This is a genomic window from Rothia uropygialis, from assembly GCF_004137765.1.
Lineage (GTDB): Bacteria > Actinomycetota > Actinomycetes > Actinomycetales > Micrococcaceae > Rothia.
This window is the reverse complement of record NZ_NOIS01000003.1, coordinates 502,394-517,919: the sequence shown is the minus strand read 5'-3', so window position 1 is coordinate 517,919 and position 15,526 is coordinate 502,394. Positions and strand designations below refer to the sequence as shown.

12 protein-coding genes are annotated in these 15,526 nt (G+C 60.9%); 8 read left to right on the top strand and 4 right to left on the bottom strand.

The features are described from left to right. Positions 1-477: 477 nt before the first annotated feature. Positions 478-897, top strand: a complete 420-nt coding sequence (locus EWV35_RS09085; RefSeq protein WP_129660812.1) for a hypothetical protein — start codon at positions 478-480, stop codon at positions 895-897. Positions 898-1,671: 774 nt separating this feature from the next. On the opposite strand, the gene EWV35_RS13635 is transcribed toward EWV35_RS09085, so the two are convergent. Next, on the bottom strand, positions 1,672-3,177 hold the full coding sequence (locus EWV35_RS13635; protein WP_129660809.1) for a YeeE/YedE thiosulfate transporter family protein: 1,506 nt from the start codon (positions 3,175-3,177) through the stop codon (positions 1,672-1,674). Between the two features lie 92 nt (positions 3,178-3,269). Continuing rightward, complete coding sequence (locus EWV35_RS09075; protein WP_165168476.1) at positions 3,270-4,535, bottom strand: MFS transporter; 1,266 nt, start codon at positions 4,533-4,535, stop codon at positions 3,270-3,272. A gap of 230 nt (positions 4,536-4,765) precedes the next feature. Between EWV35_RS09075 and EWV35_RS09070 the strand changes: the two genes are divergently transcribed. Both EWV35_RS09070 and EWV35_RS09065 read left to right on the top strand, forming a co-directional pair. Next, entirely contained in the window at positions 4,766-6,019 is a 1,254-nt protein-coding gene (locus EWV35_RS09070) for an MFS transporter (RefSeq protein ID WP_129660801.1), read from the top strand. 192 nt (positions 6,020-6,211) lie between these two features. Then, entirely contained in the window at positions 6,212-8,716 is a 2,505-nt protein-coding gene (locus EWV35_RS09065; RefSeq protein ID WP_129660798.1) for an excinuclease ABC subunit UvrA, read from the top strand. Positions 8,717-8,726: 10 nt separating this feature from the next. Here the strand turns inward: EWV35_RS09065 and EWV35_RS09060 are convergent, their stop codons facing one another. After that, the gene (locus EWV35_RS09060) at positions 8,727-9,938 is read right to left on the bottom strand and encodes a cytochrome P450 (protein WP_129660795.1); all 1,212 of its coding nucleotides are present in this window, start codon (positions 9,936-9,938) and stop codon (positions 8,727-8,729) included. Positions 9,939-10,015: 77 nt separating this feature from the next. Then, positions 10,016-10,984, bottom strand: a complete 969-nt coding sequence (locus EWV35_RS09055) for a LysR family transcriptional regulator (RefSeq protein WP_129660792.1) — start codon at positions 10,982-10,984, stop codon at positions 10,016-10,018. 77 nt (positions 10,985-11,061) lie between these two features. On the opposite strand from EWV35_RS09055, the gene EWV35_RS09050 reads away from it, so the two are divergent. The 5 genes from EWV35_RS09050 to EWV35_RS09030 all read left to right on the top strand — a co-directional run bounded on the left by EWV35_RS09050 (position 11,062) and on the right by EWV35_RS09030 (position 15,476). Then, the gene (locus tag EWV35_RS09050; protein WP_129660789.1) at positions 11,062-11,265 is read left to right on the top strand and encodes a ferredoxin; all 204 of its coding nucleotides are present in this window, start codon (positions 11,062-11,064) and stop codon (positions 11,263-11,265) included. Between the two features lie 11 nt (positions 11,266-11,276). Then, positions 11,277-12,419 carry an NAD(P)/FAD-dependent oxidoreductase gene (locus EWV35_RS09045; RefSeq protein ID WP_165168474.1) on the top strand — a complete coding sequence of 381 codons (1,143 nt, stop codon included), beginning with the start codon at positions 11,277-11,279 and terminating at the stop codon, positions 12,417-12,419. A gap of 77 nt (positions 12,420-12,496) precedes the next feature. Continuing rightward, positions 12,497-13,240, top strand: a complete 744-nt coding sequence (locus tag EWV35_RS09040; RefSeq protein WP_129660783.1) for a GntR family transcriptional regulator — start codon at positions 12,497-12,499, stop codon at positions 13,238-13,240. Between the two features lie 259 nt (positions 13,241-13,499). Further along, positions 13,500-14,492 carry a phosphotriesterase family protein gene (locus EWV35_RS09035; RefSeq protein ID WP_129660780.1) on the top strand — a complete coding sequence of 331 codons (993 nt, stop codon included), beginning with the start codon at positions 13,500-13,502 and terminating at the stop codon, positions 14,490-14,492. 30 nt (positions 14,493-14,522) lie between these two features. Continuing rightward, positions 14,523-15,476, top strand: a complete 954-nt coding sequence (locus EWV35_RS09030; RefSeq protein ID WP_129660777.1) for a phosphotriesterase family protein — start codon at positions 14,523-14,525, stop codon at positions 15,474-15,476. The last annotated feature ends 50 nt before the right edge of the window (positions 15,477-15,526 follow it).

Sequence of the window (15,526 nt, the reverse complement as noted above, 5' to 3'; positions counted from 1 at the left end):
CCGTGCGGAAGACTCACACGTTTCCACGCCGTAGGCTCCGGCTCACGTGATATCGGCTTCGGAAACACGCTGACGAATAAAGAATCCGTCCCTGGCGTATGCGCCTCCCGGACCTTCACCGGGGGTCAAAAGCGCATCGGGTGCAAACCCTGGGCCAGGGCCTTACGGCGTCTTTGCAACGGACAAAGGTGTGCTTCCGGCACTCCGGGCGACAGGGCGATGCGCCCACTTGCCGCCTCAGGTCAGGCTGTGAATTCCCTCGGGGTTCGGTAACGATCCCATTACGCCCGGACGCGTGCCATCGGCCTCCGGTCTGCAATACCGCCTCCCTGCCCTTGTGGGACGTGGGTTATCAATTCGTTACCGCTTTTCTGCCCTGGTAACGGTCTCGTGTACGCCCGAAAAACCTGCGATAGCGTGAAAACGTCTTGATAACCCGCAAGGTTTTTGGACGCCATCGAAAAAGGAGAAATCACCATGACCCGCACTCAGGTAATCACCCGCAAGGCTTCAATGACCGCCGCTGGTGTTGCATTAGCTCTCGGCGCGGGAGTCCTTGCGATGGGTCCGGCCCAAGCGGAAACGCCCTCCGCCTCGGACTCCGTTTCCACGCCGCAGGCCGAGGAAACGCAGCATGGCGCCCCCGCATCTCTCGACCAGGCCGTTTTGGTCAAGTCCGTGACCGATCCGACGGTCTACTACCTCAAGGTCCCCAGCCCCCACGGCATAGGTGAGGCTCCGGCCCCTGACGGAACGTACAGCGTCGACATTGTGATTGGCGACCAGACCGAGCACTTCACGGTTGACGCCAAGGACGGTCGCTTTGATCTGAAGGATTCCCATATCCTCAACACCTCAGAGCTCGAACCTTATGTCATCGTCGACTGGTTGGGCTGAGTCCTGAGGTCTGAACCCACAAGCTAGAACCACACTGAGGGCCGGCGGGGAACATGGTTCTGCCGCCGGCCCTCTTTCATGCTCTGTTCGCCCTGGGACTAGCCGGCCGACGGGGCAAAGTCTTCGAGATCGGTCGGTGCACGGTGGAGAGGCGGCTCTTCGTCTTCACATCCGCCCGTTTCCTCTGCAACGGGCCGGGCCCCTGTCCCCATGACCTGGAGCCACTTCGCGTAGTTAATCGATGCGCTTCCCCGCCCCGTCGCTGGTGGCGCCTCCTTGGGTCTGCAGGACCGCGAGCGCAACGCGGTCCCATGGCCTCGGTCATCAGTGGGATCTAGTCCACAGGGCACGGCGATTTGTCCTTACGCGGTTCGCGCGGAACCGTTTTCGCGGCCGCGTGGAAGCGATTGTGGGCTCGGTGCATTCGGGTCAATGCGGCGTGTTCAGCCACCGAGGTCGGCCGGCCTGGATCCGTCGACCAGGACGAAGCCTTTGGTCTCTCCCTGGGTCACCCACCACCGACCACCGCGGCGACGATGATTCCGCTGATCAGACGGATGGCATCGTCCCAAGCGAGATAAGGCCGTTTGGGTTTGTTGTGTGTTCACGTCGAGGAGGCCAGGCAGGCAACGTGGTTTTTGAACGTCGGGTCGAGGTCCCCCCCTAACAACGGATCTTGCGCCGCATGCCGTTCTTCAAGATGGCTTCACTCAGCAATTCGCGCAGGATCCGGGGCGGGAACGACCGCTGACGGGAAACCTCAGCACACAGGGATCAGGCCTTCCGAAGGGTGATTTGCCAGCTGGCCTCCCCCTGCTCCCGGAAGTCCGTGATTTCGTGGCCGTCCTCGGCCGCCCAATGCGGAATCGCCTCGGTGGCTTGGGTGCAATCGAAATCGATGACCAGGTGGTCCCCTGGGTCCAGAGTGGCCATGACGTCCTTGGCGTCGATCAGCGGGAACGGGCACACCGCGCCGAGAGAGTCCAGGGCGTAATAGCCCTCCCCGAGCTCCCGCAATGTGGAGGAAGCTCCGGTTTTTTCCTTGAGCCCTACTGCGCCGAGAGCAGCGGGGAATCCGCCAAACCCTTGGCCGCCTGAGGACGGGGCCGCTGGGGTGGTCTTCACCGAAGCGGAGGTCGTCGCTTCCTCGACACCCGATGTCACCGATCCGGACCCCACGGGTGCGGGTTCGAGCGTCCGCCCGTCCGAGGCCACCGCCAGAGTATTGTCGAGGCTTTCGCTGGTCGTATAGGTTCCGCCGCCCGAGGTGGGGCGCGACGTCGTCGGGCGGAGCCACAACTTGGCACCCAGACCCACGCCGAGCGCGATAAAGACCAGGGATACCCACCCTTGGAAGCTGAACAGGCTGGTCTGGACCATGCCGTTGCCCACGGTGCACCCGCCCGCAAGAGAGGCACCAACACCCATCATCAGTCCGCCCGCGACCGCGCGGGTAGCCGTGCGTGCGTCGGGCACGCGGATTCGGAATTCTCCGCCCGCTTTGGCCGCGATGAACGCGCCGACGAACAGCCCGAGCACCAGCATGACGCCCCAGTCAATATTGGACTCATTGCCTGTAACCATGAACTTGACCAGGTTGGAAGAGGGCGTGGTAATCCCTAAGCCATCATTGCGGCCCGCAGCCGCGGACAGCGGCCACGCAATGACCCCGATCAGACCGACCAGGGCGCCCGCCGTGTAGAAGTGGAGAGGACGCTTCCAGGCCGGGCGGTTTCCCAGGGTTGCGGGCTTGGGGATGCGCCGTTCCTTGCGCAGGAAATGGCGCACCATAACCGCTGTCACCGCGGAAACCAAGATCACGAAAACCCATGGAGAGATGCCGAAGGCCTCGGGGATGGTGGTCAGTCCGGTATCCCACTGTTTCATCCACACCGCAAATCCGCCGAGTGCGCCCTTCTTCATGGCCGCAGAAGACAGGGCATACATCGCGAGCGCGATCCACGAGCCGACCAGTCCTTCGGCCGAGCGGTACCACGTCCCGGACGCGCAACCCCCGGCCAGGATGATCCCCAGACCGAACAGAAGACTCCCGACCACCACGGCAACCGGAGCGAAACCGGAATACTCGGGAGAGATCACGCCTGTGGAGGTCAGCATGGCGATGCCTACCGCGTGCACCGCGATCACGATCATGAGCGCCGTGAACGTTCGCCACGAGCGCTGCAGGAAAATGTCACGGAGCATACCGGTTACGCAGAAGCGTCCGCGTTGCATGACTATGCCGAGTAAGGCGCCGACGATGAGACCTGTGAAGATCATGGTGAAGTGCCCTCTTTCATAAGCTGCGTGGATTGATCACGTTGAAGCTACTCGGGCTCGGGCTGCGGCGTCGAGAGCTCAGTAACCGAACGTCACTTAGCGACCGGCACGACCCCGGTGATCGGAATGGTCATGGTCGTGGGTTCGAAACGCACGGCGTAGCGGGTGACCGGGGTGCGACGGTCGGAGAGCACATTGGCACCGAGCAGGACGAGCCCGCCGAGCGCGAGGGCCGCAGCGATCCAACCCGTGGAGGACCAGCTGCCGCCGGCTTTCATGGCCGAGCCCGCAAGGAACGGACCGAGCGCGTTGGCCAGGTTGAATGCCACGTTGTTCATAGCCGCAGCCATGGTCTGGGCATCGCCCGCTGCCATCATCAGGCGAGTCTGGAGCGGGACGACCATTCCGCCGCTGGCCCCGATCAGGACCATCGCGATGCCGGTGACCCACGCGTTACCCACACCCACGGCGTAGAGAACGGCAGAGAAGCCCAGAAGAACCTGAAAACCCATAGCGGCCGGCAACAGGATCTTGGAGTTGATGTACCCGGCAACGTAACTGCCGACCGTGGATCCGACGCCGTAGAGCATCAGGATCAAGGACATCGCCCAGCCCGGCCCGGCGTGGGACCCCTCGAATGCCGAACTGAAGTACGAGTACACGGCGAAGATTCCGCCGAAACCGATCGCACCGGTGACCAGGGTCAGCAACACCTTGGGGTTGGTGAGCGCGGTCAGCTCGACTCGTGAGCTCGTGGCCTTGTTCCCCGCGTGGTTGGGTACGGTATTCCACAGCATGACGAGGGCGATCGCGGAGATCACGCTCATCAGCACGAAGCTCAGTCGCCATCCGCCGACCTGTCCCACCAGCGTGAACAGAGGGACGCCGACGATGGTTGCGACGGTGATGCCCATCTGGACAATGCTTACCGCGCGGGCCTGCTTGGTCGGAAGGTTGATGCCGGCCGCCGTGACCATGGCCAGGCCGATGAACGCTCCGTGCGGAATACCGGATGCGAACCTGCCGACCACGAGCCATTCCATGGACGGCGCAGCCGCGACGAACAGATTTCCCACCGTCAGAAGCAGGAGCAGTCCAAGAAGTAGGGGCTTCCTGGGCCATTTGGCGCCAACCGCGGAAATCACCGGGGCACCAAGTACAACGCCGAGTGCGTATGCGGTAATGATGTGGCCGGCCGAACCCTCATCGACCCCCATATCGGAGGAGATCGAGGGCAAGAGGCTCATTGAGGCGAACTCTCCGGCTCCGAAGGCGAAGGTTCCGACCGCTAGCAAGAGCGTGACGAGTCCTGTATTGGACGAATTCCGATTTAAAGTGAACAGCCGACTTGCCGACATGATCCCTCCTTTCTGAGCAGATTGCACAGTCGCCCAGACTTGGCAACTCTGGAGAACAACTGGGTACGCGCGACTTTTATTTCTGTTTCGAAAGAATCCCGGATGTGAATTCCGACATTGTGTTCGGTAACACTGACGAACTCGCTCGCGCACGCCCGAGCGGACGGCGTCGTTCCCCGTCATGTCCCGCTTCCACGACATCCTGAGAACCCCCGCGTAGGGTGGATCGTATGCTCCGCCCTATTTTCTGGCCGGTTATCGTGCCGTCTCTGCTCTTTGCTATCGGAGTCGGCTCCACGGTCCCGGTCCTCATTCTCTCCGCATTGAGTTTGGGGGCCAGTGGAGCTTTGGCCAGTGCGGTCGTCTCTTTGATGGGGGCCGCCAGCCTCCTCTTGACCGTCCCGGTCGGGATTCTGATCGACAAGGTCGGAGACCGCAGAGCCATGATCTTGGGGACCAGTGCGGCCGTGGTGATCACGGCATTGCTCGTTCTGTCCCTGGCTGGTTCTCTGCCCACGCCTTTTGCCCTTGTCATGTACGTTGTGCTGCTCATGCTTCTGGCGCCGGTCCAGGATATTTGGGGATTGGCTCGGCAGGCCGTCGTCGCCGACCGAATGCCCGCGATGCACATGGGCCGCGCCATGACCGCACTCGGCGGAACGCAAAGGGTCGGTAATCTGGTGGGCCCGATGATCAGCGCACTGCTTCTCCTGTGGTTTCCCTTGTGGTCCGTCTATATTTTCAGTGCGGCGTGTGCCGTGCTGGCCGTCATTGTGCTCTGTATTCCTGCGCTGAACCGTGGCTTCGACTCCATGGGAGCCTCCACTCAGACGACGCCGACCGCCGCGGTCGCGGATTCGAACGAGCCTGCGACTCAGAAGCTCAAGGTCCGGTGGAAGGCCGTGATGCTAGCCGGCGTGGCGATCACGATTCTGGCTATCGCTCGAGCTGCCCAACCCACGATGATTCAGCTTTGGGGTGTGCACATTGATCTGCACGAATCAGGCATTTCCTTGCTGGTGGCTTTGGGCGCGGCGCTCGAGCTGATTCTGATGTTCCCCGGTGGCTACATCAAGGACCGTTTGGGCCGATCGGTGGTTCTCATCCTTTGCCTCGCAATATTCGGGGCAGGATTCCTCGTCATGGCGGTTCAGCCCACTCTTGCGTGGACCATCTTGGCCGTCGCCGTTATGGCCGTCGGCAACGGACTGGGCGCCGGCGTGAACATGACGATCGGTGCCGACCTGAGCCCCAAGGTCGGTCGCGCAAAGTTCCTCGGAATCTGGGCGATTTTCAACAACTCGGGCAAGCTGGGCGGACCGGCGATTGTGGCGCTCCTTCTGAGCGTCGCCACCCTCCCGTTGGCCCTTGTCACTACAGGCGTGCTGACTATTGTCGGGGCGGTTTGGACGGCAGCGTTCGCCCGGACCATGGATCTGCCGAAGGGCGTCCACAAACGGAAAACCGACCAGACCGCCCGCTAGGGCGCAGCGCGGGGTTCGTGTTGACGCATCGCAAGAGCAGCTGACAGACGTGGATCAACTCCTCGAATACCGGTAACGTCCTGGGCCTGCCTGACGCGTGGTGATGCTGTAGCAATTCACGACAGGATCGATCGTGCGCAGGTGAGGTGCCCTGAGACCCAGCTTCGGGTGCCCCTTGCTAGCCTCGAGTACATGCCCGTCACTGAAACTCGCCCTGACCAGCGCCGACCCGCCGGCGTCGCTGTCCACGACGCCCACCTGCACAATCTCCAACACGTCAGTACAGAATTCCCGCGGGGTGCGCTGGTTGCGTTCACCGGGGTGTCAGGATCCGGAAAGTCATCCCTCGCGTTCGGGACGATTCACGGTGAGTCACAGCGGCGCTACCTGGAGTCCATTGCCCCTTTCGCTCGGCGACTGATCGGCAGCACCATGGATCCTCGCGTCGAATCCCTGACGGGCCTGCCGCCCACGGTGGCCCTCGAACAGAGGAACAGCGCAGGCGGTGCTCGGTCGACCGTCGGCACCATCACAACCCTGTCCAATGGGATTCGTCTTCTCTACTCGCGCGCCGGAAACCACCCCGCCGAATCGCTTCGGCGAGGTTCCGCACTGCACGGCGGAAGACTGCTGGCCGAGGCGTTCAGCCCCAATACGCCCGAGGGCATGTGCCCGCAGTGCCATGGTGCAGGCGTGCTTCACGAACCCACCGAACGCTCGATGGTCCCGGACCCGCAGCTTTCGATCAACGACGGCGCGATACAGGCATGGCCCGGGGCGTGGCTCGGCAAGAACTTCCACGACATCTTGTTCACTCTCGACATCGTGGACATGGATCTGCCGTGGCGGGAAATCCCCCAAGAGACCCGGGACTGGATCTTGTTCACGGAAGATCAGCCGGTGGTCGAGGTCCATCCGGAACGCGGCGTGGATCAGACGCAACGCACATACCAGGGCCGTTGGCGGTCGGTGAATCGCTATCTCCTTCAGACCGTGGATCAGGCCAAATCGGAGAAGACGCGCGCTCGTGCCCTGAAATACCTGGACACCTTCGAGTGCCCGACCTGCCACGGCCACAGGCTCAATCCCGATGCCCTGCGCGTGGAGTACCTCGAACAGAAGATCTACGAGCTCAACTCTCGCTCGGCGGAAGAGATTTTGGAGCTGTTCCAAGATCGTTGGCAGAGAGTCTCCGAACTTGAGGAAACCCCCGAGACGGAGGCGGAGCGTCTGCTCCTTCCGAATGTAGTACCCGTTCTCGAGACGATGGTCGGCTTGGGGTTGGGGCATCTCAGTCTTGATCGTCCCGCCCGCACACTGTCCACCGGTGAAATGCAACGGCTTCGTCTTTCGGCCCAGCTGAGGTCGGGGTTGTTCGGCGTCGCCTACGTCCTGGACGAACCATCCGCGGGCCTGCACCCCAGCGAGAAAGGCGTGCTTCTGGATCTCTTCGAACGGTTCATCGAGGACGGCAATTCGGTGCTTCTGGTCGAACACGATATGCGCCTGGTCGAACGCGCGGATTGGGCCGTCGACGTCGGCCCTGCAGCCGGCGTCGATGGAGGGCACATCTTGCACTCGGGTCCCGTGGCCGACCTCGCTCAGGTCAAGGAGTCCAAGACGGCACCCTATCTGTATCAGCCATTGCCCGAGCCCAGAACCGCGGATGCGGTCCGGACAGCCACGAGCCACCTGAGCATGGACGGCGTGACAGCGCGGAATGTGCGGGGCGTGTCCGTCTCCTTCCCGCTGGGCACCTTTGTGGCCCTGACTGGGGTGTCCGGCGCCGGCAAATCTACTCTCCTGGGTGAAGTTCTCGCGCCGATTCTCCGCGAAAGCGTTCGCTCGAGCGTCCTTGAACAGGACGAGGAGGCCGGCAAGAACCTCACCGTCGGAAAAGTATCCGGAACGGACGCCGTGGATCGCCTGGTACAGATCACGCAGAAACCCATCGGTCGCAGCCCCCGGTCATGCTTGGCAACCTATACCGGTCTTTTCGACAGGGTTCGCAAGCTCTTCGCCTCAACCCAGGACGCACAAGCGCGAGGATGGGGAGTCGGAAGATTCTCCTTCAACGTGACCGAAGGTCGATGCCCCACGTGCCAGGGCGAAGGGCAGATCGAGGTCGAACTCGTTTTCCTGCCGGGCAGTTACTCGCCCTGCCCCGATTGCCACGGGGCCCGATACAACCAGGAAACTCTCGAAGTCTCCTGGAACGGCAAAAATATCTCTGAGGTCCTGAGCCTTTCGGTGCGAGATGCCCTGGACTTCTTCGCCGACGAAGAGCACATTTGCCGATCCCTGCGGGCGCTCGACGCCATCGGACTTGGCTACCTGACCCTTGGCCAACCGGCCACGGAACTTTCCGGTGGTGAGGCCCAGAGAATCAAACTCGCGACCGAGCTCCAGAGAGCCCCGCGCGGTCATACCGTTTATCTTCTGGACGAGCCGACGACCGGGCTTCACCCTGCGGACGTCGACCTTCTGGTTGCCGAGCTCAACCGCCTCGTTGATCAAGGGAACACAGTCATCGTGGCGGAACATGACCTACGGGTTGTTGCGGGCGCCGACTGGGTCATTGATCTTGGCCCCGGTGCGGGTGAGCGCGGTGGTCAGATACTCGTCGCGGGCCCGCCGGCCGACGTCGCCGCGTGCGATGAGTCCGCAACGGGTCGGTGGATGAGAGGCGGGGGCTGAAGCCTCACGACTACCGGAGACGCCCCTCGGTCGGGACGATCTCCTGCATGGAGATGTACCGGTAAGGCCGTGTGATGTTGTTGATCCTCGGCATAGTCTGACCGACCGCATAACTCTCGATCCTCCCAGCCAATGCCGCAAGGATTCCATGGGCCTCGAGGCGTGCGAGTCCCTGCCCCGCGCATGTGTGAGTGCCGTATCCGAAGGAAAGATGGTCCACCGGATTTCGCTCGATCAGGAACTCTTCCGGATTTTCGTAATGCCGAGGGTCCCGGTTGGAGGCAGCGACGAGGAGAGCCGTTTGAGAACCGGCAGGTATCGTGGTGCCGCCGACATCAACGTCGCTCAGGGCGCGTCGGCCCAGCACCGGAATCGGTGCCAAGAAACGCTGCACCTCGTTGAACGCCGACGACGCCAACTCGGGTTTGTCCCGGAGCCGCTGGAACTGCTCGGGATATCGCCCGAGAAGCACAATGGCGTTTCCGATGGAGGTGATCGTGGTGTCCATGCCCGCGGCGATGTACTGGTGGATGATCATGCCGCAGCTTTCATAGGGAATCTGCCCGCGCTCAGCGGCCTCGAAGACTCCTCGGCCGATGCTTCCCTCCATAAGGTCTTCGGCCACGATCTGCTCGTGGGTCCAGTCGAAGAGTTCTTGAGCTACGGGGAAAGAGTCCAGTGCCCGATCATTGAGCGGACCCTGCATGTTGAATGCAGCTTCGCCCCAGGAAAGCAGGCGCTCCCTGACCTCACCTTGCACCCCGATGAGGTCCATGACTATAGAGACCGGAAAAACCTTAGCTAGTTCTTCCATTCCGTCGATCTCACCGCGTGAAGCGACCTCGCCGACGAGCGCATCTGCCTTGGCGAAGATCCCGTCTTTCATTTTTCTCACGGCTCTTGGTGACAGGTTTTCTGTCAAAGCATCGCGGAGCTTTTGGTGACCAGGCGGGTCCGTTGCCAGACTTGTTCCGGCCAAGGCCTCATTCATTGTGTCGTTGAACGCAACGCCAGTGGACGAGAAAACATCGGTGTTACCCAGGGCCTCACGCACCTCTTCGTACCGGGTAATGACCCACAGGTCACAGGCCGGTAGGTAAACAACAGGGGCCATCTCGCGTAGTCGAACGTAGGTCGGCATGGAATCCTGCAAGACCTCATCCGAAAAGAGGTCGAGATCTGCGACTGTGGGCACGGTCTGATGGGGTATCGAGGCAGGCATTCATTCTCCTGAGTGGTGCGGCAGCAACGCTATTGATCCACAGTCAACCAAAGCCCTCTGAATACAGCCAATGAATATTAGACATGACCGTTATTCATACGGCGAATATCCAGATTCGACAGTTTTTCCTTTGCGGCTTTCTCTACCAAACCACGCAACCAGATCCTGAATTTTCCGTCCGTGGCCCATGGGCTCCACACGACATCCGTCGCTAGCGGGGGAACATCGAAGGGGAACTCCTCGGACCACAGCTGCATGTGATCGTTCAAGGATTCGATGACGCTCCGTCTGTGTATCCCTACACAATCGTTGCCGGAGACCACCCACGGGATGAGCGAACTATCCGTGAGCCGTGTGTGTATCCGGAGATTTATTCCAGCTCGCCTCATTGCCTCGTAGGGAGGCTGAGGATGGCGAGATTCATATAAGACATGCGGCTTGGATTGGAGCCACTCCCGCGCGTTGAGCTCCTTGCGACCTGCGATCACAACCCACTCGTCCTCATAAAGCCGCTCCCGCTCGTAATTCGTTTGATAAGCCTCAGAGAGCAACATGAGATCGACATCGGAGTGCAGAAATAGCGAATCGGCCAGGTCCATGGTCGTCATGAGACGCAAGGACATCTCGGGAGCTTCGACAGAGATCAAATGTGCCAGAATCCCGCCGAAGATCGACGCCGTCGCGGGATTCATGGCCACCGTGACCCGCCGCGTATCGGTGCGTGGGTCGAAACCCCCTGGCCGGAACAAACGGTCAGCCCGCCCCAAAATGTCACGCAATGGGCCCTTGAGCGCCTGGGCGCGAGGAGTCAATCTAGACCGCCCTCCTTCCCTGATCAGGATCTCGTCCCGAAAGAGCCTCCTCAACCTCCGCAAGGCATGGCTCATCGCCGGCTGGGAGAGACCGACGCGATGGGCAGCGTTGGTCACTGATTCTTCAGCCAACAACGCATCGAGCAATACCAACAGGTTCATATCCACCCCGGCGAGATGGCTCACAGCATCAGCGATCGGAGGGTCGATCTCCTCGATATTCATTTCATGCATATTGAGAATGCTATCTATTCATTGGACTGCTGTGGTGGAACACACGATGATGAAAAGACACGTCACAGGAGGAAGAGATGTCCGCAGAAACCACTCACATCGACTTGGACCGTCCGCGCTGCGAAGGTCATGGACTGTGCGAGGAAGCAGCACCGGAACTCATGCATCTTGACGACGAGGGTGAACTCGTCATCGACGTCGAGAACATCGGGGCGGAAGAGCTTGCCCAGGCGAAAGCTGCCGTTCGCGTGTGTCCCGTCGCCGCGCTCAGGTTGTCCTGATGGTTGGACGAATGAAGAACGTTCTAATCATCGGATACGGCATCGCAGGAATCACCGCGGCGGACACCCTCAGGCACGAGGGGTACACAGGACAGATCACGATTGTAGGCGAAGAATCCACGGCTCCATACACAAGGCCCGGATTGTCCAAATCGGCGCTCAGCCCGACGAGGAATGCCACCATCAACCATCTTGCGCTTCCCAATGCGGAACACGGCGGAACCGAAATGCTGGGCATGTGCGCAAAGGCCATGGATCCACAGAACCGAGAAGTGACCCTAGAGGACGGTACACGACTGCCCTTCGACGGGCTCGTCATAGCCACCGGTGCACGCCCCCAGCGATTCAGCAAGAGCTCTCGAGAGCTCAACCTCCGGACCTTCGAGGAAGCCTCCCGACTTCGCGACCGATTGCTCAGCAAACCGAGACTGACCATAATCGGCGGCGGACCTCTTGGCATGGAGATTGCCTCGGTCGCGCGCTCTTTCGGGGCGCAGGTAACGCTGATCCACCGTGGAACTCCGATGAGGTCCCACATCGGTCCTTTTTTGGCCAACCATATTGCGTCCAGAGCCATCGCCCGAGGAATAGATCTTCTCGACGACCGGGCGTCCGAGGTACTGACACCAAATAGGGATTCCGACCCGTTGGGGCTAGTTCTGGAATCGGGCAATGGTCGTGAGACTGATTTGGTCATCACTGCCATCGGTGACAAACCCAGTACCGAATGGCTCGAGAGTTCCGGCCTCCTGCGACAAGGACGACTGGTCACGGATGAGAACGGATCCGTTGCGCCAGGAATCGTCGCCGCAGGAGATGCAACGTGGCAGAACACGGACACAGGCTACATCCGAACACCCCTGTGGACAACGGCAATTGCCCAAGCAAAAGCCGCGGCCACGACGCTTCTTCATGGTTCAGCGAAGAAGGTCCACACCCCCACTTATTTCTGGACCGAGCAATTCGACGTGACATTGCGTCTGATGGGTCCGGCTCCTTCGGATACGCGTCCAGACGTCGTCGCGGGAAGCATCGACGACGACTCGGCACTGTTCCAGTGGCCCGAAGCGGGGACCGCGGCGGCATGGAATTTTAAGATACCGATCCCCAAGCTGCGCCGGCTGGCCCGACCGGAGACCTTGGCAGTCCGCTAAGCCGAATCCCCTGTAGTTCTGTGGTTGACTGATGCAGTAGTCATCGTGTCATCGCCAGCTTTCCGGAGGGGAACGCCGTGCCATCTGCAGAGCTCGACCCAACCTCGGGTGTGCCCCTGTACCGCCAGATCAAGGACCTTTTGCGCACGGAAATCATTCAAGGTCGCCTGGCCGCAGAAACCCCCGTCACAGAGGACCGCCTTCTGGCCCGTTTCGACGTCAGCCGAGCACCCATCCGCCAGGCGCTGAAAGAGCTCGCCACGGAAGGGTATGTCTACCGAAAACAAGGCAGAGGCACCTTCCCGGTACCCGGCGCCAGCCTTCATCGTCCCGCTGACATAAAGCCCGGAAATTTGCACAAATACCTCAGAGAACGCGGGCTCGATGCGACCTCCGAGGTCTCTGACCTCGGAAGACAAGTCCCTCCGATGGAGATTCGCCAGCATCTGGCGCTCGAGGACCACGTCGCCTTGCTTCATTTCCTGCGCCTGATCACCGTGGAAGGTGAACCATTGATCGAATCGGACGTTTACGTCAACGCGCCGCATGAATTCTCTCCTACTACCGCGGAGCTAGAAGCCAACGGATCGGCCTTTGACTTACTCGAAGACGAGCTCGGCATTGCGCTGGAACGCACCGACCACGAAGCATGGGCCACCGCGGCTTCGAAGCGACAAGCCGCTGCCCTGGGCGTCCATGAGAACTCCCCACTTCTGGTCATCGACACGACCTTTTTCACCAGGGGCGCCGTGCCGGCCGGGTGGCGGCGAGCGATTCACCGAAGCGACGAGTTCAAGTACCAATTCGTCACTCACCGTTGAGTGCACATGAAGCCCGCTAACCCAGGGCGGCTTGACTTTAATATAATAATATGTATATTTACTGTCACAGTAACTCCCATCACACATGAGGAACGTGGACTGCGGCCGACGGGGCGGACGTTTGGCTTTCCGGTTCACGGATTCTCCTCGCCTACCGCCTCCGAGCCCTCACCACCAGGCAGAACACTGAAATCCTGCCTCTCGGAACACCGCATAAGATCGCCGCCCCATCGAGCGGCGCCACGGCGAAAGGTAGTACATGACTGAGCCCCACCCCCAATCCGCGACGGTCAACACCGTTCTCGGTCCCGTCCCGGCGACTGATCTCGGCGTCGTTGCGACCCACGAATCACTCCTCTCCATCTATCCGGGTGCTGAGTATGCGCCGGAGATCAGCATCGAGAGGTCCGAAATCTTTGCGACGATCGCAACCAAACTCGAACGGTTCAAATCAGCAGGCGGAGGGACCGTGGTGGATTCCACCGGCATGTTCCACGGTCGGGACCTCCCTCTCTACGAATCCTTGTCGCGCAGCACAGGCGTTCATCTCGTGGCTTCCACAGGCTTGGGCCCGCAGAGACTTCTCGGCGGCTACTTCTTGACGCCACAAACAAACCCGCCAAAACCCTGGCCCGCAAACAAATTCGCGGAACTCTTCATGCAGGAAATTACAGAAGGAATGGTCAACCCGCGCATCCGGCGTCATGCGCCTGCCGGGCTCGTGAGGGTAGCCGCCGCACCCGAAGGCATTACCGATACGGAGACGAGCCTCTTCCGGGGAGCGGCCCGCGCGGGCGTCGAAACCGGTGTGCCAGTGTCCGTTCGCTACGGGTCCGATCCCCTCAGTGAACTAGAGGTTCTGACCTCAGAAGGGCTGAACGCGAATCGAGTGCTGGTCGGCGGATTGGACCGCAACGATGCGGTCGAGAAGGAGTATGCGAAGAGGATCGCGGAGCGCGGTGCCTATATTGGCGTCGACCACATCGGCACCGACAACGATCCACGCTTTGTTGATGACGGCGCCCGCGCCGACCTCGTGCAACACCTCGTCACCGCCGGATTCGGCGACAGGATTATTCTCTCGTCCAACGCAATCGGCGTAGCCAGGGGACAGCCAGGCTGCGATATCCCCTACGAATTCGCGTCGAACTCCTTCGCCCGCCTCCTGACCTCCCGAGGCATGCCCGATGGCGTCGTACACAACCTCTTCAAAGAAAATCCCGCCCAGCTGCTGGCCGTTCGGTCCCGCTAGCGCAGGCCCTCCGAAATCGAGGTGACATTCTTGTCGAAAGTAAACACCGTCCTGGGCCCCATCCCCACCGAAGAGCTGGGGATCGTGGCCGTTCACGAACATATCGGATACGGAATGCCGGGCAGTGAGCTCGACACCCGATGGTGGAAGGATCCGCTAACCCGATACCAGGAGACCGTGCCAAAGCTCCAAAAGTTCTACGAGTACGGTGGACGCACCTTCGTGGACGTTACGGGAATCTGCAACGGCCGAGACGTTGACTACTACAAATCCCTGTCGACCAAAACCGGCGTCAATATCGTGGCGTGCACAGGATTCGTGGGCGGTGATACTGCTCTGCCGTGGTTCGCTGAGGCTAACGTAGAGTATCTTGCCGAGGTGTTCCTCCACGAAATCACCGTGGGTATTGGCGATACCGGTGCAAAGGCCGGGGTGATCAAAGTCGGCGTAAGCCGGGGCGGCCGCATGACCGATCTGGACAAGCGAATTTACAGGGCCGCTGCCCGTGCCGCCGTCCAAACGGGTGTGCCCATCTTGACCCACCTAGCGATCGACGCCGAGCCGGCCATCGCCATATTCCGCGAAGAAGGCCTGAGCCTGGACCGGGTGCTCTTCGGCCATGTCGACGATGGGTTCAATGCGGACAGCACGCCAGCCACTATGATCGCCGAGTCAGGCGGCCGCGTCGGCTTCGACACCTTCGGGTACGAAACCGAGCTCGACGACCCCCCGTTCTGGGCACGTCCACGTCAGGAAAGACTGAACCACCTCCTGGGGTTCATCAAAAACGGTTTCTTGGCCCAGACGCTGGTATCGGCCGATGCGAATTGCAGTCCCCTCGGCTGGCCCGGAGTCAAGGGCCATACGGTCAATTACCTCTTCGAAGACCTCATCCCCGACCTCAAAAAATCGGGGGTAGGCGACGAGACCATCGATACTCTCCTGCGAGAGAACCCGGCGGATTTCCTGACCATCACGGGCTAACCCCCTCCCATCGTCAGGACACACCACTGCCCGCAGCGCTGCGTGCGGCA